This window comes from Amycolatopsis sp. NBC_00355 (genome assembly GCF_036104975.1).
Taxonomy (GTDB): Bacteria; Actinomycetota; Actinomycetes; order Mycobacteriales; family Pseudonocardiaceae; genus Amycolatopsis.
In genome coordinates this window covers 4,239,639-4,257,927 of the sequence record NZ_CP107982.1, presented here as the reverse complement: position 1 = coordinate 4,257,927, position 18,289 = coordinate 4,239,639, and the positions used below count along the sequence as shown (strand labels likewise).

Below are 18,289 nucleotides of genomic sequence, written 5' to 3'. Positions count from 1 at the left end.
TGATGAACGCCATGTCGTAGTCTGAGCACTGTCCGTTGCCGGACACGGTGGCCGGGCCCGGGGCAGGGGCCGGTCGCCGCTCGACGAGGGAGAGTCGATGACGCCTGGGGACCTGCGGTCCGGGGCCGAGGGTGGCGCTGCCGCCCTCGATTTCAGCAAGGCGAGCTTGGCCCGGCTGTCCGACGCGCTGCTCGGCGGGCACGACCACTACGAAGTCGACCGCGAAGCGATGCGGCGGCTCCTGGCGATCGCGCCCGGCGCGCGCACGATGGCGAAGGAACACCGCGACTGGCTGGTCCGCGCGGTGCGGTTCCTCGCCGGAAAACGTGGCATCGACCAGTTCCTGGACCTGGGCTCGGGCATGCCGACAGCGGAGAACACCCACCAGGTGGCCCAGAGATACAACCCCGACGCGCAGGTGGTGTACGTCGACATCGACCCGGTCGTGCAGGTGCACGGGCGCGCGTTGCTGGAGGAGAACTACCTCACCCACGTCACGGGCGCGGACCTGACGAAACCGGTGGAAACCCTCGCCGACCCGGTCGTCCGGGAACACCTGGACTTCTCCCGGCCGGTGGCGCTGATCCTGACCTCGATCGTGCACCACATCGACGACTACGACCGGGCGAAGAAGATCGTCTCGGAGTACGTCGCGGCGCTCGCTCCCGGGTCGTACCTGCTGCTCACGCACAACTTCGACCCGGAAGAGGACTCGCCACGCCAGGAACTGGCGCGGTTGCTGGAGACCAGCTTCCAGGGCACCGGGCTGGGCAGCGTCCACCGGTCGCGCGAGCAGATCGCGTCCTTCTTCGACGGGCTCGAACTGCTCCGGCCGGGATTGGTCTACCTGCACGAATGGTGGCCGGACGGCCCGCGGATCCACCCGTTGAGCGAGCTGAACTTCCTGACGCTGGGCGGAGTCGCCCGCAAGCTCTGACCACCTGCCGTCAAGGCCACCTTTCGGGCGTCAGACGCCCGAAAGGTGGCCTTGACGGCGTTGCGGCATCAGGCCGCGTTGAAGGTGTCCGGGTCCGGGCCGGTGCGCTCGTCGCGGTTCAGCGGCGTCAGCGACTCCAGTTCCTCCTCCGTGAGGGTGAACTCGAACAGGTCAAAATTCTCCTGGATCCGTGACGGAGTAACGGACTTCGGGATCACCACGTTGCCGAGCTGCAGGTGCCAGCGCAGCACGATCTGCGCGGGCGTGCGGCCGTGCTTGACCGCAAGCTCCGCGACGATCGGGTCGCCCAGCAGCGAGCCGCCCTTGGCCAGCGGGCTCCACGCCTCGGTCGCGATGCCGTGCTTCGCGTCGAACTCGCGGACCTCCTGCTGCTGCAGGTACGGGTGCAGTTCCACCTGGTTGAGCGCCGGGGCGATCTCGGCGTTGTCGAGCAGGCGCTCGAGGTGCGCGGGCTGGAAGTTGGACACGCCGATCGCGCGGACGCGGCCGTCCGTGTAGAGCTTCTCGAACGCCTTCCAGGTGTCGAGGTACTTGTCGCGCTCGGGCGTCGGCCAGTGGATCAGGTACAGGTCCAGCTGCTCCAGGCCGAGCTTCGCCAGGCTCTCGTCGAACGCCTTGAGCGTCGCGTCGTAGCCCTGCGCGGAGTTCCACAGCTTGGTGGTGATGAACAGCTCGTCGCGGGCGACGCCGGATTCGGCGAGGGCCTGGCCGACGCCGGCTTCGTTGCCGTAGACGGCCGCGGTGTCGATGCTGCGGTAACCCGCTTCGAGAGCGGCTTGCACCGCGGCCTTGGTCTCGTCGTCCGGGACCTGGAAGACGCCGAAGCCGAGCTGCGGCATCCGGACGCCGTTGTTGAGTTCGATCACGGGCACGCTGGTCACGAAGGGTCCTTTCGGTGGGTGGTTCATCGGGCGAGTACCCGTTCCCCGGATTCGAAACGGATCCGGGACTTGCGGTCGGGCGGACCGGAGACGAGCGCCACGGCCAGGCCGGGCACGGCGCCGATCCGGTCGGGGCGGTGTAGCCGAGACCGGACTCGACGGCCCGGCCGCCGAGCCACCCGCCCCCCGGCGTTGCCGAGGTAGACTTGCGGGCGTGAGCAACTACAGGCGTCCGAGATAGTTGCACGCGCCGTATATTGCACAAGCTTGATAGTGCGGCGTGCAAGGGTGTGCGGGCAAGCCGGGGAGGGGTGAACCGTGTCACTGGACGACGACGCCGTCGAAGCGCGCGCGCAGGGCTGGCGGACGCTGGCCGCGTTGCACGCGCGGATCGAGGATCGGCTGCAGCGCGCGCTCGAGCGTGACCACGAACTTTCGGTGAGCGAGTACACCGTGCTCGACGTGCTCGCCCGCCAGGACGGCTTCCACCTGCGGATGAACCAGCTCGCCAACGCCGTGGTGCTCAGCCAGTCGGCGACGACGAGGCTGGTCACGCGGCTGGAGGGCCGCGGCCTGCTGGCCCGCTACCTCTGCGCGGACGACCGCCGCGGTATCTACACCGAGGTGACGCCGGCGGGTCAGGCCCTGCTGACGGCGGCCCGGCCGACCCACGACACGGCGCTGGCCGACGCGCTCGCCGAAGCCGAGTCCCTCCCGGAACTCGCTCCCTTGGTCGGCGCCCTCGGCACCCTCACCTTCCCCGGCGCCCGCACGGCCTGACCCAAGGCCACCTCGGGGCGGTGCTTGCGGAAAGTTTCGTCGGGGCGACCGACAAATGCGTGACGTGCGGGCGAAAGCGCTTGCGCGGCCGCGGATTCCCGCGTGCGGGTCCCGCTCAGCGGGGCATGGCGCGACGGTCCCGTTCGGCGGGGGGATTACGGCGGCCGCGCGCCTTAACCCCTGCTCCATCCGTGGGACCCTTTTGCTGCCGGTGTCCGATAGTTTCGCTGGTCAGGTCGGTGTTTGCCGGTTTCGTCCCGCGGCGGCGCCTGGTTACTTCGTTGACCCGTTCGTTCCGGCCGCCCTAATTTGTTGTCCCACCAGACGAACTCGGGCGGTGTCGGCGTGGACTCCTCCTTCTCGCTCAAACCGGTGCGCCCGGCCGACCAGGCCGCGGTGCGCCGGACGAACCTGGCGTTGGTGCTGCGGCACCTGCGGGACGGGGGATCCCGGTCGCGGGCGGGCATCGCCGCGGACACCGGGCTGAACAAGGCGACCGTGTCGAGCCTGGTTTCGGAGCTCGTCGAACGCGGATTGGCCCGCGAAGGCGAGCGTGAACGGGCCGGTTCGGTGGGTCGCCCCGGCACGATCGTCGAACTCGACGGCCGCGGGGTCGGCGGGATCGGCGTCGAGATCAACGTCGACTACCTCACCGCCCTCGCGCTGGACCTGACCGGCGCCGTCCTCTTCGAGCAACGCGTCGCGCTCGACGTGCAAGCGCTTCCCGTCGAGAAGGTGCTCGACGCCGGTGCCGAGCTGACCGCCCGGGCGCTGCGGGAATGCCGCCGCCTCGGCGTGGTGCCGGCCGGGGTGACCGTCGGGATCCCGGCCCTGGTCGACGTCGCGAGCGGGACCGTCGCCTTCGCCCCGAACCTGCACTGGACCGACGTCCCGGTCGTGCGCGGAATCACCGAACGGCTCACCCGCCGCCTCGGCCCGCCGGCGTTCCCGATCCGCACGGCCAACGACGCGAACCTCGGCGCGCTCGGCGAGTACGCGATGGGCAGCGTCGCCGGGACGGCGGACCTCGTGTACCTGACCGGCGAAATCGGGGTCGGCGGCGGGGTGATCTCCGGGGGGCGGCTGCTCGGCGGCGCCGAAGGGTTCTCCGGCGAGATCGGGCACATCCAGCTCGACCCGGCCGGGCGCGTCTGCGGCTGCGGGCGCCGCGGCTGCTGGGAGACGCTCGTCGGGCTGGCCGGGATGCTGCGGCTCGCCGCGTCGCCGAGCGACCCGGTGCACGACCCGTCGCTCGACCTCGAACAGCGGCTCGACATGATCCGCCGCCGCGCCCAGCTCAAGGACAAGCGCACGCTCGACGCGCTCGCGCAGGTCGGTACCGGTCTCGGGGTCGGCGCGGCCGTGCTGGTCAACGTCTTCAACCCGCGGGTGGTGCTGCTGGGCGGCTACTTCGCCCAGCTGGGGCCGTACCTGCTGGGCCCGATGATGACCGAGCTCGAAGCCCGGGTGATCGCGCCGGGCATCGGCGGCTGCCGCGTCGAGCTGTCCTGGCTCGGGTTCTCGGCGGCTTCACGCGGCGGTGCGCACGTCGCGCTGCAGGCGGTGTTCGACGACCCGGCGCTGGTGCCGGTCGGCGCGGAAAGGGACAGCGGATGACCCTCGTGGAAACGCTTGATCCAGAAGGGCGATGTAGATCGAGTGGGTTCCGGCACGCCCGGCGAACGAGCGGCGGTCTCGAGCCGAACCACTGAACAGGGAGGGAACCATGGGGAAGATCGGTGTCTGGCTGATCGGGGCCCGGGGATCGGTGGCCACGACGGCCATCGCCGGGGCCGCCGCGATGCGCGCGGGGCTGACCGCGCGCACGGGGTGCGTGACCGAGCTGCCGGACTTCGCCGGGGCGGACCTGCCCGGCTTGGGGGACCTGGTCTTCGGGGGCCACGACGTCGTCGACACACCGCTGGTCAAGCGGGCCGAGCACCTGGTGGCGGCGGGCGTGCTGCCCGCGACGCTGCCGGGGCCGGTCACGGCCGACCTGGAGGCGGCCGAGGCCCGGCTGCGCCCGGCGCCGTCCGGGAACGGCCGGGCGGCCGCCGACCGGATCATCGCGGACCTGACGGCGTTCCGGGAGGGTCTGGACCACGTCGTGGTGCTCAACGTCTCCTCCACCGAACCGCCCTGCGCGCCGCACCCGGCGCACGGCTCCCTGGCCGCCCTCGAAGACGCGTTGGAGGTGCTCCCGCCCAGCGCGTTGTACGCCTACGCCGCGTTCCGCGCGGGGTGTGGCTTTGTCGACTTCACGCCGTCGACCGGCGCGCGGCTGCCGGCGCTGGACGAACTCGCGCGCACGGCCGGCCTGCCGTACGCGGGCCGCGACGGCAAGACCGGTGAGACGCTGCTGCGGTCGGTGCTCGCGCCGATGTTCGCCCAGCGCGCGCTGAACGTGCTGTCGTGGTCGGGCACCAACCTGCTCGGCGGCGGCGACGGCGCCACCCTCGCCGACCCCGGCGCGGCGTCGAGCAAGAACGCGTCCAAGCAGCAGGTGCTCTCGCAGAACCTCGGCCGGGACGTCGACGGCGACGTGCACATCGACTACGTGCCCGCGCTCGGCGACTGGAAGACCGCCTGGGACCACGTGCTGTTCGAAGGCTTCCTCGGCGCCCGCATGACCCTGCAGCTCACCTGGCAGGGCTGCGACTCCGCGCTCGCCGCGCCCTTGGTGCTCGACCTCGCGCGGCTCACCGCCAAGGCGTGCCGCGACGGCGTCGCCGGGCCGGTGGCCGAGTTCGGGTTCTTCTTCAAGGACCCGGCCGGCGACGGCCCGCACGACCTCGCGTCGCAGTACGCGGCCCTGCGCGAGTGGGCGCACCGGTGAAGGCGCTCATCGAACTCGTCCGCGCGCCCGCCGCGCTGACCGTGCCCGGGGACGCCGTCGCCGGGGCGGCCGCGTCGGGCTGGCCCTTCGGCCGCCGCACGCTGGCGCTGACCGGCGCGTCAGTCTGCATCTACTGGGCGGGCATGGCGCTCAACGACTACGCCGACCGCGACCTCGACGCGGTGGAACGGCCGGAGCGGCCGATCCCGTCGGGCCGCATCACGCCGGGCACGGCCCTGGGGGTCGCCACCGGGCTCACCGCGGGTGGTCTCGGCATCGCGGCGGTCGCCGGGGGCAAGCGCGCGCTGCGCGTCGCGTTGCCGCTGGCCGCGACCGTGTGGGCGTACGACTTCGTGCTCAAGTCGACGCCGTTCGGGCCGGTCGCGATGGCCGCGGCCCGGACCCTGGACGTCCTGCTCGGGGCGGGTGGCGCCCGGGCGGCCCTGCCCGCCGCGCTGACGGTCGGCGCGCACACGATGGCCGTGACAACGCTGTCGCGGTCCGAAGTGGACGGTGCCACGCCCGCCCTGCCGGCCGCGACGTTGGTCGCGACGGCCGGGGTCCGCGTCGCCGCCGGGCGTGTCGGGCCACTGGCCTCGGCGCTGCTCGGGACGTACGCAGTGACGACCGGGCGGGCGCAGTACGACGCCGTCCGCGACCCGAAGGCGCCGATGATCCGGCGCGCGGTCGGCGCCGGCATCCACGGGATGATCCCGTTGCAGGCCGGGCTGATCGCCCGCACCGGCGCGTGGCGCTCGGCGCTGGCCGTGGCCGCCGCGTTCCCGATCGCCCGGGCGCTGAGCCGGAAGGTGTCGCCGACATGAGATTCGGGTACGGCACCAACGGCTTCGCCAACCACCGCCTCGGCGACGCGCTGCGCGTCCTGGCTGACCTCGGCTACGACGGCGTCGCGCTGACGCTCGACCACCAGCACCTCGACCCGTTCGGCCCGGACCTCGCGCGTCGCGTCGCCGACGTGGCCGCGGACCTGGACCGGCTCGGGCTGGCCGTCGTGATCGAGACGGGCGCCCGGTTCCTGCTGGACCCGTGGCGCAAGCACTCGCCGACGTTCCTCGACCTGGACCGGGCCGGGCGGATCGACTTCCTGACCCGCGCCGTCGGGATCGCCGCGGACCTCGGCGCCGAGGCCGTCTCGTTCTGGAGCGGCAACAAGCCCGCCGATCTGTCCACTGAGGACGCTTGGGATCTCCTGGTCGCGGGCTGCTCGGACGTGCTCAAGGCCGCCGACGACCACGACGTCAAGCTCGGCTTCGAGCCGGAGCCGGGGATGCTCGTCGAGGACCTCGACGGCTACTTCGAATTGGCCCGGCGCCTCGGTGATCCGGCGCGGTTCGGGCTGACGCTGGACATCGGGCACTGCCGGTGCAACGAGACGGCGTCCGTGCCCGACTGCGTCCGGCGCGCCCTGCCGCGGCTGGTGAACGTCCAGATCGACGACATGCGCCGGGGCACCCACGAGCACCTGGAGTTCGGCCGGGGGGAGATCGACTTCCCGCCGGTGCTCGAAGCGCTGTCGCCGTACTCCGGGCTGGTCGCCGTCGAACTGCCGCGCGACAGCCACGCGGCGCCGCGGATCGCCCGCGAGTCGCTGGAGTTCCTGCGCAAGGCGGTGGCGGCGTGAACGCCTGGCTGAAAAAGGCACTGTCCGACGTCGCGACCGACGCGACGGCGTTGCGCACGCTGTTCCCCGCCGTCGGCCGCAAGGTCGGCCGGGGGCCCTCGGACGTCCCGGGGTGGACGGTCGACGACGTGGCCCGGGTGGAGCTGCTCGAAGCGGCTCCGGGGGCCGCCGCCGAGATGCCGGACCTCTACCGCTACGGCGACGCCGCCGAGAAGCGGGCCGTCCTCCGTGGACTGTCCGTTGTGGACATCGGGGACGCCGGGGCGGAACTGGTCGCGGACGCGCTGCGCACCAACGACACTCGGCTCGTCACCGCCGCGATGGGGGAGTACGGCGCCGCGCACCTGGACGACTCCGCCTACCGCCACGGCGTGCTCAAGTGCGTCTTCATGGGCATTCCCCTGGCCGGCATCGCGGGGCTGGACCGCCGGACCGACGAGGAGCTGCTGCGCATGATGCGGTCGTTCGCCGCCGAGCGCACCGCCGCGGGCCGCGACGTGCCCGCCGACCTCCTCCCGCTGCTGACCGAACAGGACGTCTGATGCGCATCTTCGACCCGCACATCCACATGAGCTCCCGGACCACCGACGACTACGCGGCGATGCACGCCGCCGGCGTCCGGGCGCTCGTCGAGCCGGCGTTCTGGCTGGGCCAGCCGCGCACGAGCGTCGGAAGCTTCACCGACTACTTCGACGCGCTGGTCGGCTGGGAGCCGTTCCGCGCGAGCCAGTTCGGCATCACCCACCACTGCACGATCGCGCTGAACCCCAAGGAGGCCAACGATCCCCGCTGCGCGCCTGTGCTCGACCTGCTGCCGCGGTACCTGGAGAAGGACGGCGTGGTCGCGGTCGGCGAGATCGGCTACGACTCGATGACCGCCGAGGAGGACAAGGTGTTCGCCGCGCAACTGGCGCTGGCGATCGACCACGAGCTGCCCGCGATGGTGCACACGCCGCACCGCGACAAGGCGGCCGGCACCGAGCGCAGCATCGCCGTCGTCCGCGAGTCCGGCATCGCGCCCGAGCGGGTCGTGCTCGACCACCTCAACGAGGTGACCGTCGCGATGGTCAAGGACTCCGGCTCCTGGATGGGGTTCTCGATCTACCCGGACACGAAGATGGACGAAGAGCGGATGGTCGCGATCCTCCGGGAGTACGGGACCGAGCGCGTGCTGGTGAACTCCGCGGCCGACTGGGGCAAGAGCGACCCGCTCAAGACCCGCAAGACCGGTGACGCGATGCTGGCCGCCGGGTTCGGCGAGGACGACGTCGACCTGGTGCTGTGGCGCAACCCGGTGGAGTTCTACGGCCAGAGCGGGCGCCTCTCGCTGGACGGCGAGGCGCCGGAAGCCGAGTTCGCGGGCAACTCGATCCTGCGAGGTGCGCGCAAGTGAGGTTCCGGCATCCCGACGGCACGCTCGTCCACCTCGCCTACTGCACCAACGTGCACCAGGCCGAGGACCTCGACGGCGTGCTCACGCAGCTGGCCCGCTTCGGCGAGCCGGTGCGGGAGCGCCTGGGCGTCGACCGGCTCGGGCTCGGCCTGTGGCTGGCCCGGCCGGTGGCGACCGAGCTGGTCTCCGATCCGGCGGCGGTGGCGAGGCTGCGCACCGAGCTGGCCACGCGCGGCCTGGAGGTCGTCACGCTCAACGGGTTCCCGTACCAGGGGTTCCACGACCCGGTCGTCAAGCACAAGGTCTACCGGCCGGACTGGTCGACGCCCGAGCGGACGCAGTACACCCTCGACCTCGCGCGGCTACTGGGCGAGCTGCTGCCCGAGGACGCCGTCCGTGGCAGCGTCTCGACTTTGCCGCTGGGCTGGCGCACCGAGTGGCGGGACGACGGCGGTCAGCTCGAACTGCTGGCCAAGGGGCTGGCGAAGCAGGAGCGTCCGGTGCGCGTGGCGTTCGAGCCGGAGCCCGGCTGTGTCATCGAGACCACGGCGCAGGCGGCGTCGCTGCTGTCCGAGGTGGACAAGGACTGGCTGGGCGTCTGCCTCGACACGTGTCACCTCGCGGTCGGGTTCGAGGACCCGGCGGCCGCGCTGGGCCGGCTGGAGGCGGCCGGGCTGGACGTCGTCAAGCTCCAGGCGTCGGCCGCCCTCGAAGCCGCGAACCCGGCGGATCCCGCGACGCGCGAGGCGTTGCAGTCCTTTGTGGAGCCCCGGTTCCTGCACCAGAGCAACGAAGGCGCCCCGCCGGGCGCCGACGACCTCGATCTCGCGCTGGCCGGGGGACTGCCGGGCGAGGCGCCGTGGCGGGTGCACTTCCACGTGCCGCTGCACGCCGACCCGGCACCGCCGCTGACGTCGACCCGGCCGGTGCTGACGTCGACCCTGGCCGAGCTGTTCGGCGGCGCCACCGCGCGCACCGACCACATCGAGGTCGAGACCTACACCTGGCGGGTGCTCCCGGACGCACCCGCCGACGACGCCGGGCTCGTCGCGGGCATCACCGCCGAGCTGGACTGGACCCGGCGTTCCCTGATCGGACTGGGCTTGGAAGAGGTAACCCGATGAGTTTGCTCGTTCTCGACGTCGTGGGCTTGACGCCCCGGCTGCTCCCGCACATGCCGAACCTGCGCAAGATGGCCGAACCCGGCTTCACCGCGCAGCTCGACACCGTGTTCCCCGCGGTCACCTGCTCGGTGCAGTCCACGTTCCTCACCGGGCTGCAGCCGGCCGGGCACGGCATCGTCGGCAACGGCTGGTACTTCCGCGACCTCGGCGAGATCTTCCTCTGGCGCCAGCACAACAAGCTGGTCCGGGGCGACAAGTTCTGGGACGCGGCGCGGCGCGCCCAGGCCGGGCACAAGGTCGCCAACGTGTGCTGGTGGTACGCGATGGGCATGGACGTCGACCTGACCGTCACCCCGCGGCCGATCTACCACGCCGACGGCAAGAAGTCCCCGGACGCCTACACCCACCCGCCGCAGCTGCACGACCGCCTGGTCGGCGCCCTCGGCGAGTTCCCGCTGTTCACCTACTGGGGCCCGACGGCCGCGATCACGTCGTCGAAGTGGATCATCGCCGCCGCGCGGAAGATCATGGCGGAGGACCGGCCCGACACCACGCTGGTCTACCTCCCGCACCTGGACTACGACCTGCAGCGCTTCGGCCCGGACGCGCCCCAGGCCGCGGCGGCCGCACGCGAGATCGACACCGCGCTGAAGCCGCTGCTCGACTTCGCGGCCGCGGGAGGGCACACCGTCGTCGCGCTGTCGGAGTACGGCATCACCAACGCGAGCCGGCCGGTGGACATCAACCGGGCGCTGCGCCGCGAGGGCCTGCTCAACGTGTACGTCCAGGCGGGCATGGAGTACCTCGACCCGTGGACGTCGCGGGCGTTCGCGGTGGCCGACCACCAGGCCGCGCACGTCTACGTCGCCGACCCGGCGGACATCCCGCGCGTGCGGGACATCGTCGCCGGACTGTCCGGAGTAGACGTCGTCCTCGATCGCGAAGGACAGGCGGGCATCGGGATCGACCACGAACGCGCGGGCGAGCTGGTCGCGATCGCCGAACCGGACGCCTGGTTCACGTACTACTACTGGCTCAGCGACGACCGCGCGCCGGACTTCGCGAAGACCGTCGAGATCCACCGCAAGCCCGGCTACGACCCGGCCGAGCTGTTCTTCGACCCGAACGACCCGAGGGTCAAGCTGAAGGCCGCGGCCGCGCTGGCCCGCAAGAAACTCGGCCTGCGGTACTCGATGCAGGTCGTCCCGCTCGACCCCGCGCCCGTTCGCGGCAGCCACGGCCGGCTGCCCGACTCGCCCGAGGACGGGCCGGTGCTGCTGTGCTCGGACCCCGTGTTCGCGCGCGAAAAGGTCCACGCCACCGAAGTCAAGGAGCTGCTGCTCGCGGCGGCTGTCCGTACCGGATAGGACTCACCAGGAGGTCAGAACATGGCACGACCGTTGACGCTGTTCACCGGGCAGTGGGCCGATCTTCCGTTCGAGGAGGTGTGCGAGCTGGCGAGCGGCTGGGGCTACGAAGGCCTCGAGATCGCCTGCTGGGGTGACCACTTCGAGGTGGACCGGGCGCTGGCCGAAGACGGCTACGTCCAGGCGAAGCTGGACACGCTGGCCAAGTACGACCTCAAGGTGTGGACCATCTCGAACCACCTGGTGGGCCAGGCCGTCTGCGATCACCCGATCGACGAGCGGCACGAGGCCATCCTGCCGGCGCGGATCTGGGGCGACGGCGAGGCCGAGGGCGTCCGGCAGCGGGCGGCGGAGGAGATGAAGGCCACCGCCCGCGCCGCGGCGAAACTCGGGGTGTCCACTGTGGTCGGGTTCACCGGCTCGTCGATCTGGCACACGGTGGCGATGTTCCCGCCGGTGCCGCCGTCGATGATCGAACGCGGGTACGCGGACTTCGCCACGCGGTGGAACCCGATCCTCGACGTCTTCGACGAGGTCGGCGTCCGCTTCGCCCACGAGGTGCACCCGAGCGAGATCGCCTACGACTACTGGAGCACCGTCCGGACCCTGGAGGCGATCGGCCACCGGGCGGCGTTCGGGCTGAACTTCGACCCGTCGCACTTCGTCTGGCAGGACCTCGACCCGGTCGGGTTCCTGTGGGACTTCAAGGACCGCATCTACCACGTCGACTGCAAGGAGGCGCGCAAGCAGCTCAACGGCCGCAACGGCCGCCTCGGCTCGCACCTCCCGTGGGCGGATCCCCGCCGCGGCTGGGACTTCGTCTCCACCGGCCACGGCGACGTCCCGTGGGAGGACGTCTTCCGCATGCTCAACGCCATCGGCTACGCCGGCCCCATTTCGATCGAGTGGGAGGACGCCGGCATGGACCGCCTGACCGGCGCGCCGGAGGCCCTGGAGTTCGTCCGCAAGCTCAACTTCACCCCACCCACCGCGGCGTTCGACGCCGCCTTCTCCTCGAAGTAACCGTGTCGTCCGTCCAGGCACGCGTGTCGTCCATCGGAGTACGCGTGTCGGCCGTTCCGGCACGCGAACCGACCCTCCGGGTACGCCGGCCGACCGTCAGGTACGCCGGCCGGCCCGCCGAGCACGCGCGCCGGGAGGACCGGCACGCGCCCGAAACTTCTGCGTAAACGGGTGGCCGCCAGCCCCGTCGGAAGGTGATCGAAAGCGGCTTCGCGCCGACCCGGGGCGAAGCACGCTCAAAATCAGGAAGGATCCAGCATGACGCGCCCTTCCCCAAGGTCCCCTGCGAAGTGGACCAGGCTGTTCGGCACCGCGCTCCTGGGCGCCGGCCTCCTGCTCACCATCGACGCTCCCGCCGGAGCCGACGTCCCCGCGGCCGACTACCAGCAGGTCGCCCTCGCCACCGGCGCCGCCGAGCTCGGCGAAGCGATGTCGCTGGCCGTGCTCCCGGATCGCTCGGTCGTGCACACCTCCCGCGACGGCACCGTCCGCGTCACGACCGCGGCCGGTGCGACCTCCGTCGCGGCGAAGCTGAACGTCTACACCCACGACGAGGAAGGCCTCCAGGGCGTCGCCGCCGACCCCGGCTTCGCCACCAACCGCTACGTCTGGCTGTACTTCTCACCCCGGCTGTCCACACCGGACGGTGATGCGCCGACCGACGGCACCGCCGCCGACTTCGCGCCGTTCAAGGGCGAGCTGCACCTGTCGAGGTTCGTCCTCAAGACGGACAACACCCTCGACCTGGCCAGCGAAAAGGTCGTCATGGCCGTGCAGAACGACCGCGGCCAGTGCTGTCACGTCGGGGGTGACATCGACTTCGACGCCGCCGGCAACCTCTACCTGACCACCGGCGACGACACGAACCCGTTCTCCTCCGACAGCTACTCGCCGATCGACGAACGCACCACGCGCAACCCGCAGTTCGACGCGCAGCGCTCGGCCGGCAACACGAACGACCTGCGCGGCAAGCTGCTGCGGATCCACCCGCAGCCCGACGGGACGTACACGATCCCGTCGGGCAACCTCTTCGCGCCGGGCACCGCGAACACCCGGCCGGAGATCTACGGCATGGGCTTCCGCAACCCGTTCCGGATGAGTGTCGACAAGGCGACCGGCGTCGTCTACCTCGGCGACTACGGCCCGGACGCCGGTGTCACCGACGCCAACCGCGGGCCGCAGGGCCAGGTCGAGTTCGACCGGATCACCGGCGCGGGCAACTTCGGCTGGCCGTACTGCACCGGCTCGAACACGACGACCGAGACGTACAACCACTTCGCGTTCCCGAGCGGCCCGTCCGGGGCGAAGTACGACTGCGCGGGCGGCCCGACGAACTCGTCGTTCCGCAACACCGGGCTCACCAAGCTGCCGGTGCCGAAGGCCGCGTGGATCAAGTACGCGGGTGACGAAGGCTCGCCGCCGGAGTTCGGCAGCGGCTCGGAGTCGCCGATGGGCGGGCCGGTCTACCGCTACGACGCCGCTTCGACGTCCACGGTGAAGTTCCCGCAGTCCCTCGACGGCAAGTTCTTCGCCGGGGAGTACGGGCGGAAGTGGATCAAGGCGGTCACCGTCAACGCCGACGGCAGCCGCGGCACGATCGACAACTTCCCGTGGACCGGCACGCAGGTCATGGACATGGCCTTCGGCCCGGACGGCGCGCTGTACGTCCTCGACTACGGCACCGGCAGCGACAACCAGGCGCTGTACCGGATCGAGTACCTCGCGGGCACCAACCGCAACCCGGTCGCGAAGGCCGCGGCCGACAAGACGTCCGGGTCGAACCCGCTGACCGTGAACTTCTCGTCCGCGGGCAGCAGCGATCCCGAAGGCGGAGCCCTGACCTATCGCTGGAACTTCGGCGACGGCCAGACGTCGACGGCGGCGAACCCGGCGCACACCTACACGACCAACGGGACGTACTCGCCGAGCCTCACGGTGACCGACCCGGCCGGCCTCACCGGCACCGCGAGCCTGGTCGTCACGGTCGGGAACACCGCGCCGACGGTGAACCTGACCACGCCGGCCGACGGGCAGCTGTTCTCCTTCGGCGACACCGTGCCGTTCCAGGTGACCGGCAGCGACCCGGAGGACGGGCCGCTGGACTGCTCGAAGGTCAAGGTCACGTACTTGCTGGGCCACGACAGCCACCAGCACCAGATCACCCAGGCGACCGGGTGCAGCGGTTCGATCGCCGTCCCGGTGGACGGTGAGCACGACGCCGCGGCGAACATCTTCGGCGTCTTCGACGCGCAGTACACTGACAACGGCGGCCTGGTTTCGCACAGCGTCAGCAAGCTGCAGCCGCGGCACCGTCAGGGTGAGCACTTCTCGGCGCAGTCCGGGATCCAGCTCGCCGACCACGGTTCGGCGGAGGGCGGCCGCACGGTCGGGTACACCGACGACGGCGACTGGATCTCGTTCACGCCATACGCGCTGGGCAACGCGACGTCGATCAGCGCGCGGGTGTCCTCGGGCGGTCCGGGGGGCACGCTGGAGGTGCGCGCCGGCTCACCGACCGGCACCCTGCTCGGGTCCGCCGCGGTCGCCAACACCGGTGACTGGGACACGTTCCAGAGCGTGACGGCGAACCTCGCAAACCGGCCTTCGGGGTCGACGACGCTGTACCTGGTGTTCAAGGGCGTCACCGGGCAGGGCAACCTGTTCGACCTGGACTCGTTCACCTTCGCCACCGCGGCCCAGTCCGGAGCGGTCGAAGGCGAGTCGTTCACGTCCGGGTCCGGCGTCCAGATCGCCCCGCACGCGGCGGCCAGCGGCGGGAACACCCTGGGCTACATCGAAAACGGCGACTGGGCCGGCTACGCGTCGGTCAGCACGTCGGGCGCGCGGACGTTCACGGCGCGGGTGTCGTCGGCCGGTGCCGGCGGCACGATCGAGATCCGGTCCGGCTCGGCGACGGGGACGCTGCTGGGCACGGTTTCGGTGCCGTCGACCGGCGGCTGGGAGGTCTTCCAGAACGTCACGACGTCGGTGACCGGCGGCTCCGGGCCGTTGTTCCTGGTTTTCCACGGTGGTTCCGGTTCCCTGTTCGACGTGGACTCGTTTAGCCTGAGCAGCATGCCGACCCAGGTGGATCCCGCGTACAACGTGCTGGTGTTCTCCAAGACCGCCGGGTTCCGGCACGATTCGATCCCGGCGGGGATCCAGGCGATCAAGGAACTGGGCACGGCCAACGGCTTCGGCGTCACGGCGACCGAAGACGCGTCGGTGTTCACCACTTCCTCGCTCGCCGCATACAAGGCGGTCGTGTTCCTGTCGACCACCGGTGACGTCCTGGACGCGACGCAGCAGGCGGCGTTCGAGTCCTATGTGAACGGTGGCGGCGGCTACCTCGGCATCCACGCCGCGGCCGACACCGAGTACGACTGGCCGTGGTACGGGCAGCTCGTCGGCGCGTGGTTCAAGAGCCACCCGGCGATCCAGGCGGCGAACTTCGTCACCGAGGACCGCACGCACCCGGCGACCGCGCACCTGCCGGCCGTCTGGAACCGCACGGACGAGCTGTACAACTACCGCACGAACCCGCGCGGCCAGGTGCACGTCCTGCAGACACTCGACGAGTCGAGCTACACCGGCGGCGAGATGGGCGCCGACCACCCGATCACGTGGTGCCACCCGCAGGGCAGCGGCCGGGCGTTCTACACCGGCCTCGGCCACACGATCGAGTCCTATTCGGACAGTGCGTTCCGGACGGAGCTGGTCGGCGGGATCCGGTACGCCGCCGGGGTCGTCGCCGCGGACTGCGGTGCCCCTCCTTCGGGGTCCACAGTGGAAGGTGAGTCGTTCACGTCGGGCTCGGGCGTGCAGGTCGCGTCCCACGCGCCGGCGAGCGGCGGCCAGACCCTCGGGTACATCGAAAACGGTGACTGGGCCGGGTTCGCTTCGGTGAGCACAGCCGGGATCACGCGGTTCAGCGCGGTCGTCTCGTCCGCGGGAGCGGGCGGCACGATCGAGATCCGCGCGGGCTCGGCGACCGGCACCCTGCTGGGCACGGTCGCGGTCCCGAACACGGGCAGCTGGGAGACGTTCCAGACCGTCTCGACGACGGTGTCCTCCGGCACCGGCCCGCTCCACCTGGTCTTCCGGGGCGGCGAGGGTTCCCTGTTCGACATCGACACCCTGACCGTGTCGTAGCAAGTCCGTGAAGGCCCCCTTGAGGGACTCTATGTCCCGCAAGGGGGCCTTCACGGCTTTTCACGGGAGCCAGCCGCCGGTGAAGCCGAAGAACTGGCCGGTCACCGGGGTGGACTTGCCGGAGGCGAGGAAGGCGATCAGGGCGCCCATCTCCTCCTGCTGGCCCAGACGTTGGAGCGGGACCTCCTTGGCGACGGTCGCGCGCAGGTCGGCGTCGGACTCCCAGAGGCCGGGCGGGAAGTAGGTCGGGTTCTCGAACCAGTTGGGGCCGATCGCGTTGAACTGGATGCCGAACTCGCCCAGCGCCTTGGCGGCCCCGGTCATCAGCGTGGTGGCCGCGGCGCGCGCCGCGCTGTAGAGGACCGCAGCGGCGAGCGGCCGGACGGCGGCCGCCGACGTCACCAGGATGATCCGGCCGGTCCGGGCCTCCTTCATCGCCGGGGTGGCGGCCTGGATCAGCTCGAACGGCCGGTACACCAGCTCCCGCATCAGGAACTCGAGGTCACCGAGCGGCGCGCCGTCGAAGGGCTTCTGGACGGCGGACGGCGGCACGTAGTCGTTGCTCAGCACGACGTCGACCCGGCCGTGCTCCCGCGCGGCGGCGAGCATCGCCTCGGGCTCCTGCTCGGCGATCGGCGTCAGCTCCGGGTTCTCGGCGGCGAACTTCTCCCGCACCACGGAGTCGGTGAACGTCCGGTCGTGGCAGACGACGGCGAACCCGTCGGCGGCGAGCGCCGTCGTACCGGCGGGACCCGCGTACTGCGTCACATTGGTGACCAAGGCAACTGTCATGCGGAAACCCTAGTTAGCCACCCGGCCCCTCGGGTCCGCCGAACGGAGGTCCGTGAAGGACTCCTTGAGGGACTCAGAGTCCCTCAAGGAGTCCTTCACGGACTTTCAGCGGACGCCGAGGAGGTGCTCCAGGGCCAGCTGGTTCAGGTGGGTGAAGTGGTAGCCGCGGACCGCGGCAGCGTCCAGGTCGAAGTCGTCCTTCTGCAGGTCGTCCAGGGACTCGCCCGGGGCCAGCGTCGGCGTCGACAGCTCCGGGACCCGGGACGCCGCGAGGGCCTCCACGACCTCCGGGTCGGCGCGGAACTTGCGGGACTTCTCCTTCAGGATCAGGTACGTCCGCATGTTCGCGGCCGCGGAGACCCAGACGTCCGCGGGGTCCTCGGTGCGCAGCGGCTTGTAGTCGAAGTGGCGCGGGCCCTCGTAGCCGCCGTTCTCCAGCAGGTCGACCAGGAAGAACGCGCTCTTCACGTCGCCGTGGCCGAAGATCAGGTCCTGGTCGAACTTGGGGCCGTGCTGGCCGTTCAGGTCGATGTGGAACAGCTTGCCCTGCCACAGCGCCTGCGAGATGCCGTGCACGAAGTTCAGCCCGGCCATCTGCTCGTGCCCGACCTCCGGGTTGAGCCCGAACATCTCGGACCGCTCCAGCTGCGAGATGAAGCCGAGCGCGTGCCCGATCGTCGGCAGCAGGATGTCGCCGCGCGGCTCGTTGGGCTTCGGCTCCAGCGCGAACCGCAGCGAGTAGCCCTTCTCGACGACGTACTCGGCGAGCGCGTCGAGGCCCTCCTTGTACCGGTCCAGGGCCGCGCGGACGTCCTTCGCACCGTCGGACTCGGCGCCCTCGCGGCCGCCCCAGACGACGTAGGTCTCCGCACCCAGCTCGGCCGCCAGGTCGATGTTGCGCCGCACCTTGCGCAGCGCGTAGCGGCGGACGTCACGGTCGTTGCTGGTCAGGCCGCCGTCCTTGAACACCGGGTGGGTGAACAGGTTCGTCGTCGCCATCGGCACCTTGAGGCCGGTCTCGGCGAGCGCCTTGCGGAACCGCTCGATCGCCTTGTCGCGGTCGGGCTCGGTGGCCAGCAGGTCGTCGTCGTGGAACGTCACCCCGTAGGCGCCCAGCTCCGCCAGCCGGTGCACGCTCTCCACCGGGTCCAGCGCCGGCCGCGTGGCGACCCCGAACGGGTCGTTCGCCGGCCAGCCCACGGTCCAGAGGCCGAAGGTGAACTTGTCGGCCGCCTGGGGGGCGTAGTCGTCCATGACTGTCCCTTCATTTAGTTCACGTTGTAGACTAAATAGTGCGCCGCGGGGTCCCGGGCGTCAAGAGCCCGGATAGAGTGCTCGGCA

General features: G+C 71.1%; 15 protein-coding genes. 12 read left to right on the top strand and 3 right to left on the bottom strand.

The annotated features are described in order from the left end of the window. Positions 1 to 97: 97 nt before the first annotated feature. A complete protein-coding gene (locus tag OHS18_RS18700) occupies positions 98 to 937 on the top strand; it encodes an SAM-dependent methyltransferase (protein ID WP_328450863.1) in 840 nt (279 codons plus the stop codon). A 68-nt stretch (positions 938 to 1,005) separates the two neighbouring features. Here OHS18_RS18700 and OHS18_RS18695 read toward each other — a convergent pair whose 3' ends face one another. Beyond that, the gene (locus OHS18_RS18695; protein WP_328617916.1) at positions 1,006 to 1,839 is read right to left on the bottom strand and encodes an aldo/keto reductase; all 834 of its coding nucleotides are present in this window, start codon (positions 1,837 to 1,839) and stop codon (positions 1,006 to 1,008) included. A gap of 318 nt (positions 1,840 to 2,157) precedes the next feature. Between OHS18_RS18695 and OHS18_RS18690 the strand changes: the two genes are divergently transcribed. The 11 genes from OHS18_RS18690 (at position 2,158) to OHS18_RS18640 (ending at position 16,156) form a co-directional block, all read left to right on the top strand. Next, positions 2,158 to 2,619, top strand: a complete 462-nt coding sequence (locus OHS18_RS18690) for a MarR family winged helix-turn-helix transcriptional regulator (protein WP_328450868.1) — start codon at positions 2,158 to 2,160, stop codon at positions 2,617 to 2,619. A 345-nt stretch (positions 2,620 to 2,964) separates the two neighbouring features. Further along, positions 2,965 to 4,236, top strand: coding sequence for an ROK family transcriptional regulator (locus OHS18_RS18685; protein WP_328450870.1), 1,272 nt, complete (start codon positions 2,965 to 2,967; stop codon positions 4,234 to 4,236). A gap of 109 nt (positions 4,237 to 4,345) precedes the next feature. Then, complete coding sequence (locus OHS18_RS18680; protein ID WP_328617915.1) at positions 4,346 to 5,455, top strand: inositol-3-phosphate synthase; 1,110 nt, start codon at positions 4,346 to 4,348, stop codon at positions 5,453 to 5,455. Further along, positions 5,452 to 6,279, top strand: coding sequence for an SCO3242 family prenyltransferase (locus tag OHS18_RS18675; protein ID WP_328618542.1), 828 nt, complete (start codon positions 5,452 to 5,454; stop codon positions 6,277 to 6,279). The genes OHS18_RS18680 and OHS18_RS18675 overlap by 4 nt, the downstream gene beginning before the upstream one ends. Further along, positions 6,276 to 7,097 carry a sugar phosphate isomerase/epimerase family protein gene (locus OHS18_RS18670; protein ID WP_328617914.1) on the top strand — a complete coding sequence of 274 codons (822 nt, stop codon included), beginning with the start codon at positions 6,276 to 6,278 and terminating at the stop codon, positions 7,095 to 7,097. Before OHS18_RS18675 ends, OHS18_RS18670 begins: the two co-directional genes overlap by 4 nt. Then, positions 7,094 to 7,639, top strand: coding sequence for an EboA domain-containing protein (locus OHS18_RS18665; protein WP_328617913.1), 546 nt, complete (start codon positions 7,094 to 7,096; stop codon positions 7,637 to 7,639). Before OHS18_RS18670 ends, OHS18_RS18665 begins: the two co-directional genes overlap by 4 nt. Further along, positions 7,639 to 8,490: a TatD family hydrolase gene (locus OHS18_RS18660; RefSeq protein ID WP_328617912.1), complete on the top strand. Its 852-nt coding sequence runs from the start codon at positions 7,639 to 7,641 to the stop codon at positions 8,488 to 8,490. Before OHS18_RS18665 ends, OHS18_RS18660 begins: the two co-directional genes overlap by 1 nt. Further along, positions 8,487 to 9,614 carry a metabolite traffic protein EboE gene (gene eboE, locus OHS18_RS18655; RefSeq protein ID WP_328617911.1) on the top strand — a complete coding sequence of 376 codons (1,128 nt, stop codon included), beginning with the start codon at positions 8,487 to 8,489 and terminating at the stop codon, positions 9,612 to 9,614. The genes OHS18_RS18660 and eboE overlap by 4 nt, the downstream gene beginning before the upstream one ends. Then, complete coding sequence (locus OHS18_RS18650) at positions 9,611 to 10,981, top strand: alkaline phosphatase family protein (protein WP_328617910.1); 1,371 nt, start codon at positions 9,611 to 9,613, stop codon at positions 10,979 to 10,981. Before eboE ends, OHS18_RS18650 begins: the two co-directional genes overlap by 4 nt. Positions 10,982 to 11,002: 21 nt before the next feature. Then, the gene (locus OHS18_RS18645; RefSeq protein WP_247055364.1) at positions 11,003 to 12,004 is read left to right on the top strand and encodes a sugar phosphate isomerase/epimerase family protein; all 1,002 of its coding nucleotides are present in this window, start codon (positions 11,003 to 11,005) and stop codon (positions 12,002 to 12,004) included. A gap of 258 nt (positions 12,005 to 12,262) precedes the next feature. Next, positions 12,263 to 16,156, top strand: a complete 3,894-nt coding sequence (locus OHS18_RS18640; RefSeq protein ID WP_328617909.1) for a carbohydrate-binding protein — start codon at positions 12,263 to 12,265, stop codon at positions 16,154 to 16,156. Between the two features lie 60 nt (positions 16,157 to 16,216). Here the strand turns inward: OHS18_RS18640 and OHS18_RS18635 are convergent, their stop codons facing one another. Next, a complete protein-coding gene (locus OHS18_RS18635; RefSeq protein WP_328617908.1) occupies positions 16,217 to 16,948 on the bottom strand; it encodes an SDR family oxidoreductase in 732 nt (243 codons plus the stop codon). A gap of 105 nt (positions 16,949 to 17,053) precedes the next feature. Continuing rightward, positions 17,054 to 18,202, bottom strand: coding sequence for a xylose isomerase (gene xylA / locus OHS18_RS18630; RefSeq protein ID WP_328450890.1), 1,149 nt, complete (start codon positions 18,200 to 18,202; stop codon positions 17,054 to 17,056). Between the last annotated feature and the right edge of the window lie 87 nt (positions 18,203 to 18,289).

Bases quoted from the DNA above. Each gene is read 5' to 3' on its own strand.
- OHS18_RS18700 (WP_328450863.1), top strand. From the start codon at position 98: ATGACGCCTGGGGACCTGCGGTCCGGGGCCGAGGGTGGCGCTGCCGCC.
- OHS18_RS18680 (WP_328617915.1), top strand. From the start codon at position 4,346: ATGGGGAAGATCGGTGTCTGGCTGATCGGGGCCCGGGGATCGGTGGCC.
- OHS18_RS18670 (WP_328617914.1), top strand. From the start codon at position 6,276: ATGAGATTCGGGTACGGCACCAACGGCTTCGCCAACCACCGCCTCGGC.
- OHS18_RS18660 (WP_328617912.1), top strand. From the start codon at position 7,639: ATGCGCATCTTCGACCCGCACATCCACATGAGCTCCCGGACCACCGAC.
- OHS18_RS18650 (WP_328617910.1), top strand. From the start codon at position 9,611: ATGAGTTTGCTCGTTCTCGACGTCGTGGGCTTGACGCCCCGGCTGCTC.
- OHS18_RS18645 (WP_247055364.1), top strand. From the start codon at position 11,003: ATGGCACGACCGTTGACGCTGTTCACCGGGCAGTGGGCCGATCTTCCG.
- OHS18_RS18640 (WP_328617909.1), top strand. From the start codon at position 12,263: ATGACGCGCCCTTCCCCAAGGTCCCCTGCGAAGTGGACCAGGCTGTTC.
- OHS18_RS18635 (WP_328617908.1), bottom strand. From the start codon at position 16,948: ATGACAGTTGCCTTGGTCACCAATGTGACGCAGTACGCGGGTCCCGCC.
- xylA (WP_328450890.1), bottom strand. From the start codon at position 18,202: ATGGACGACTACGCCCCCCAGGCGGCCGACAAGTTCACCTTCGGCCTC.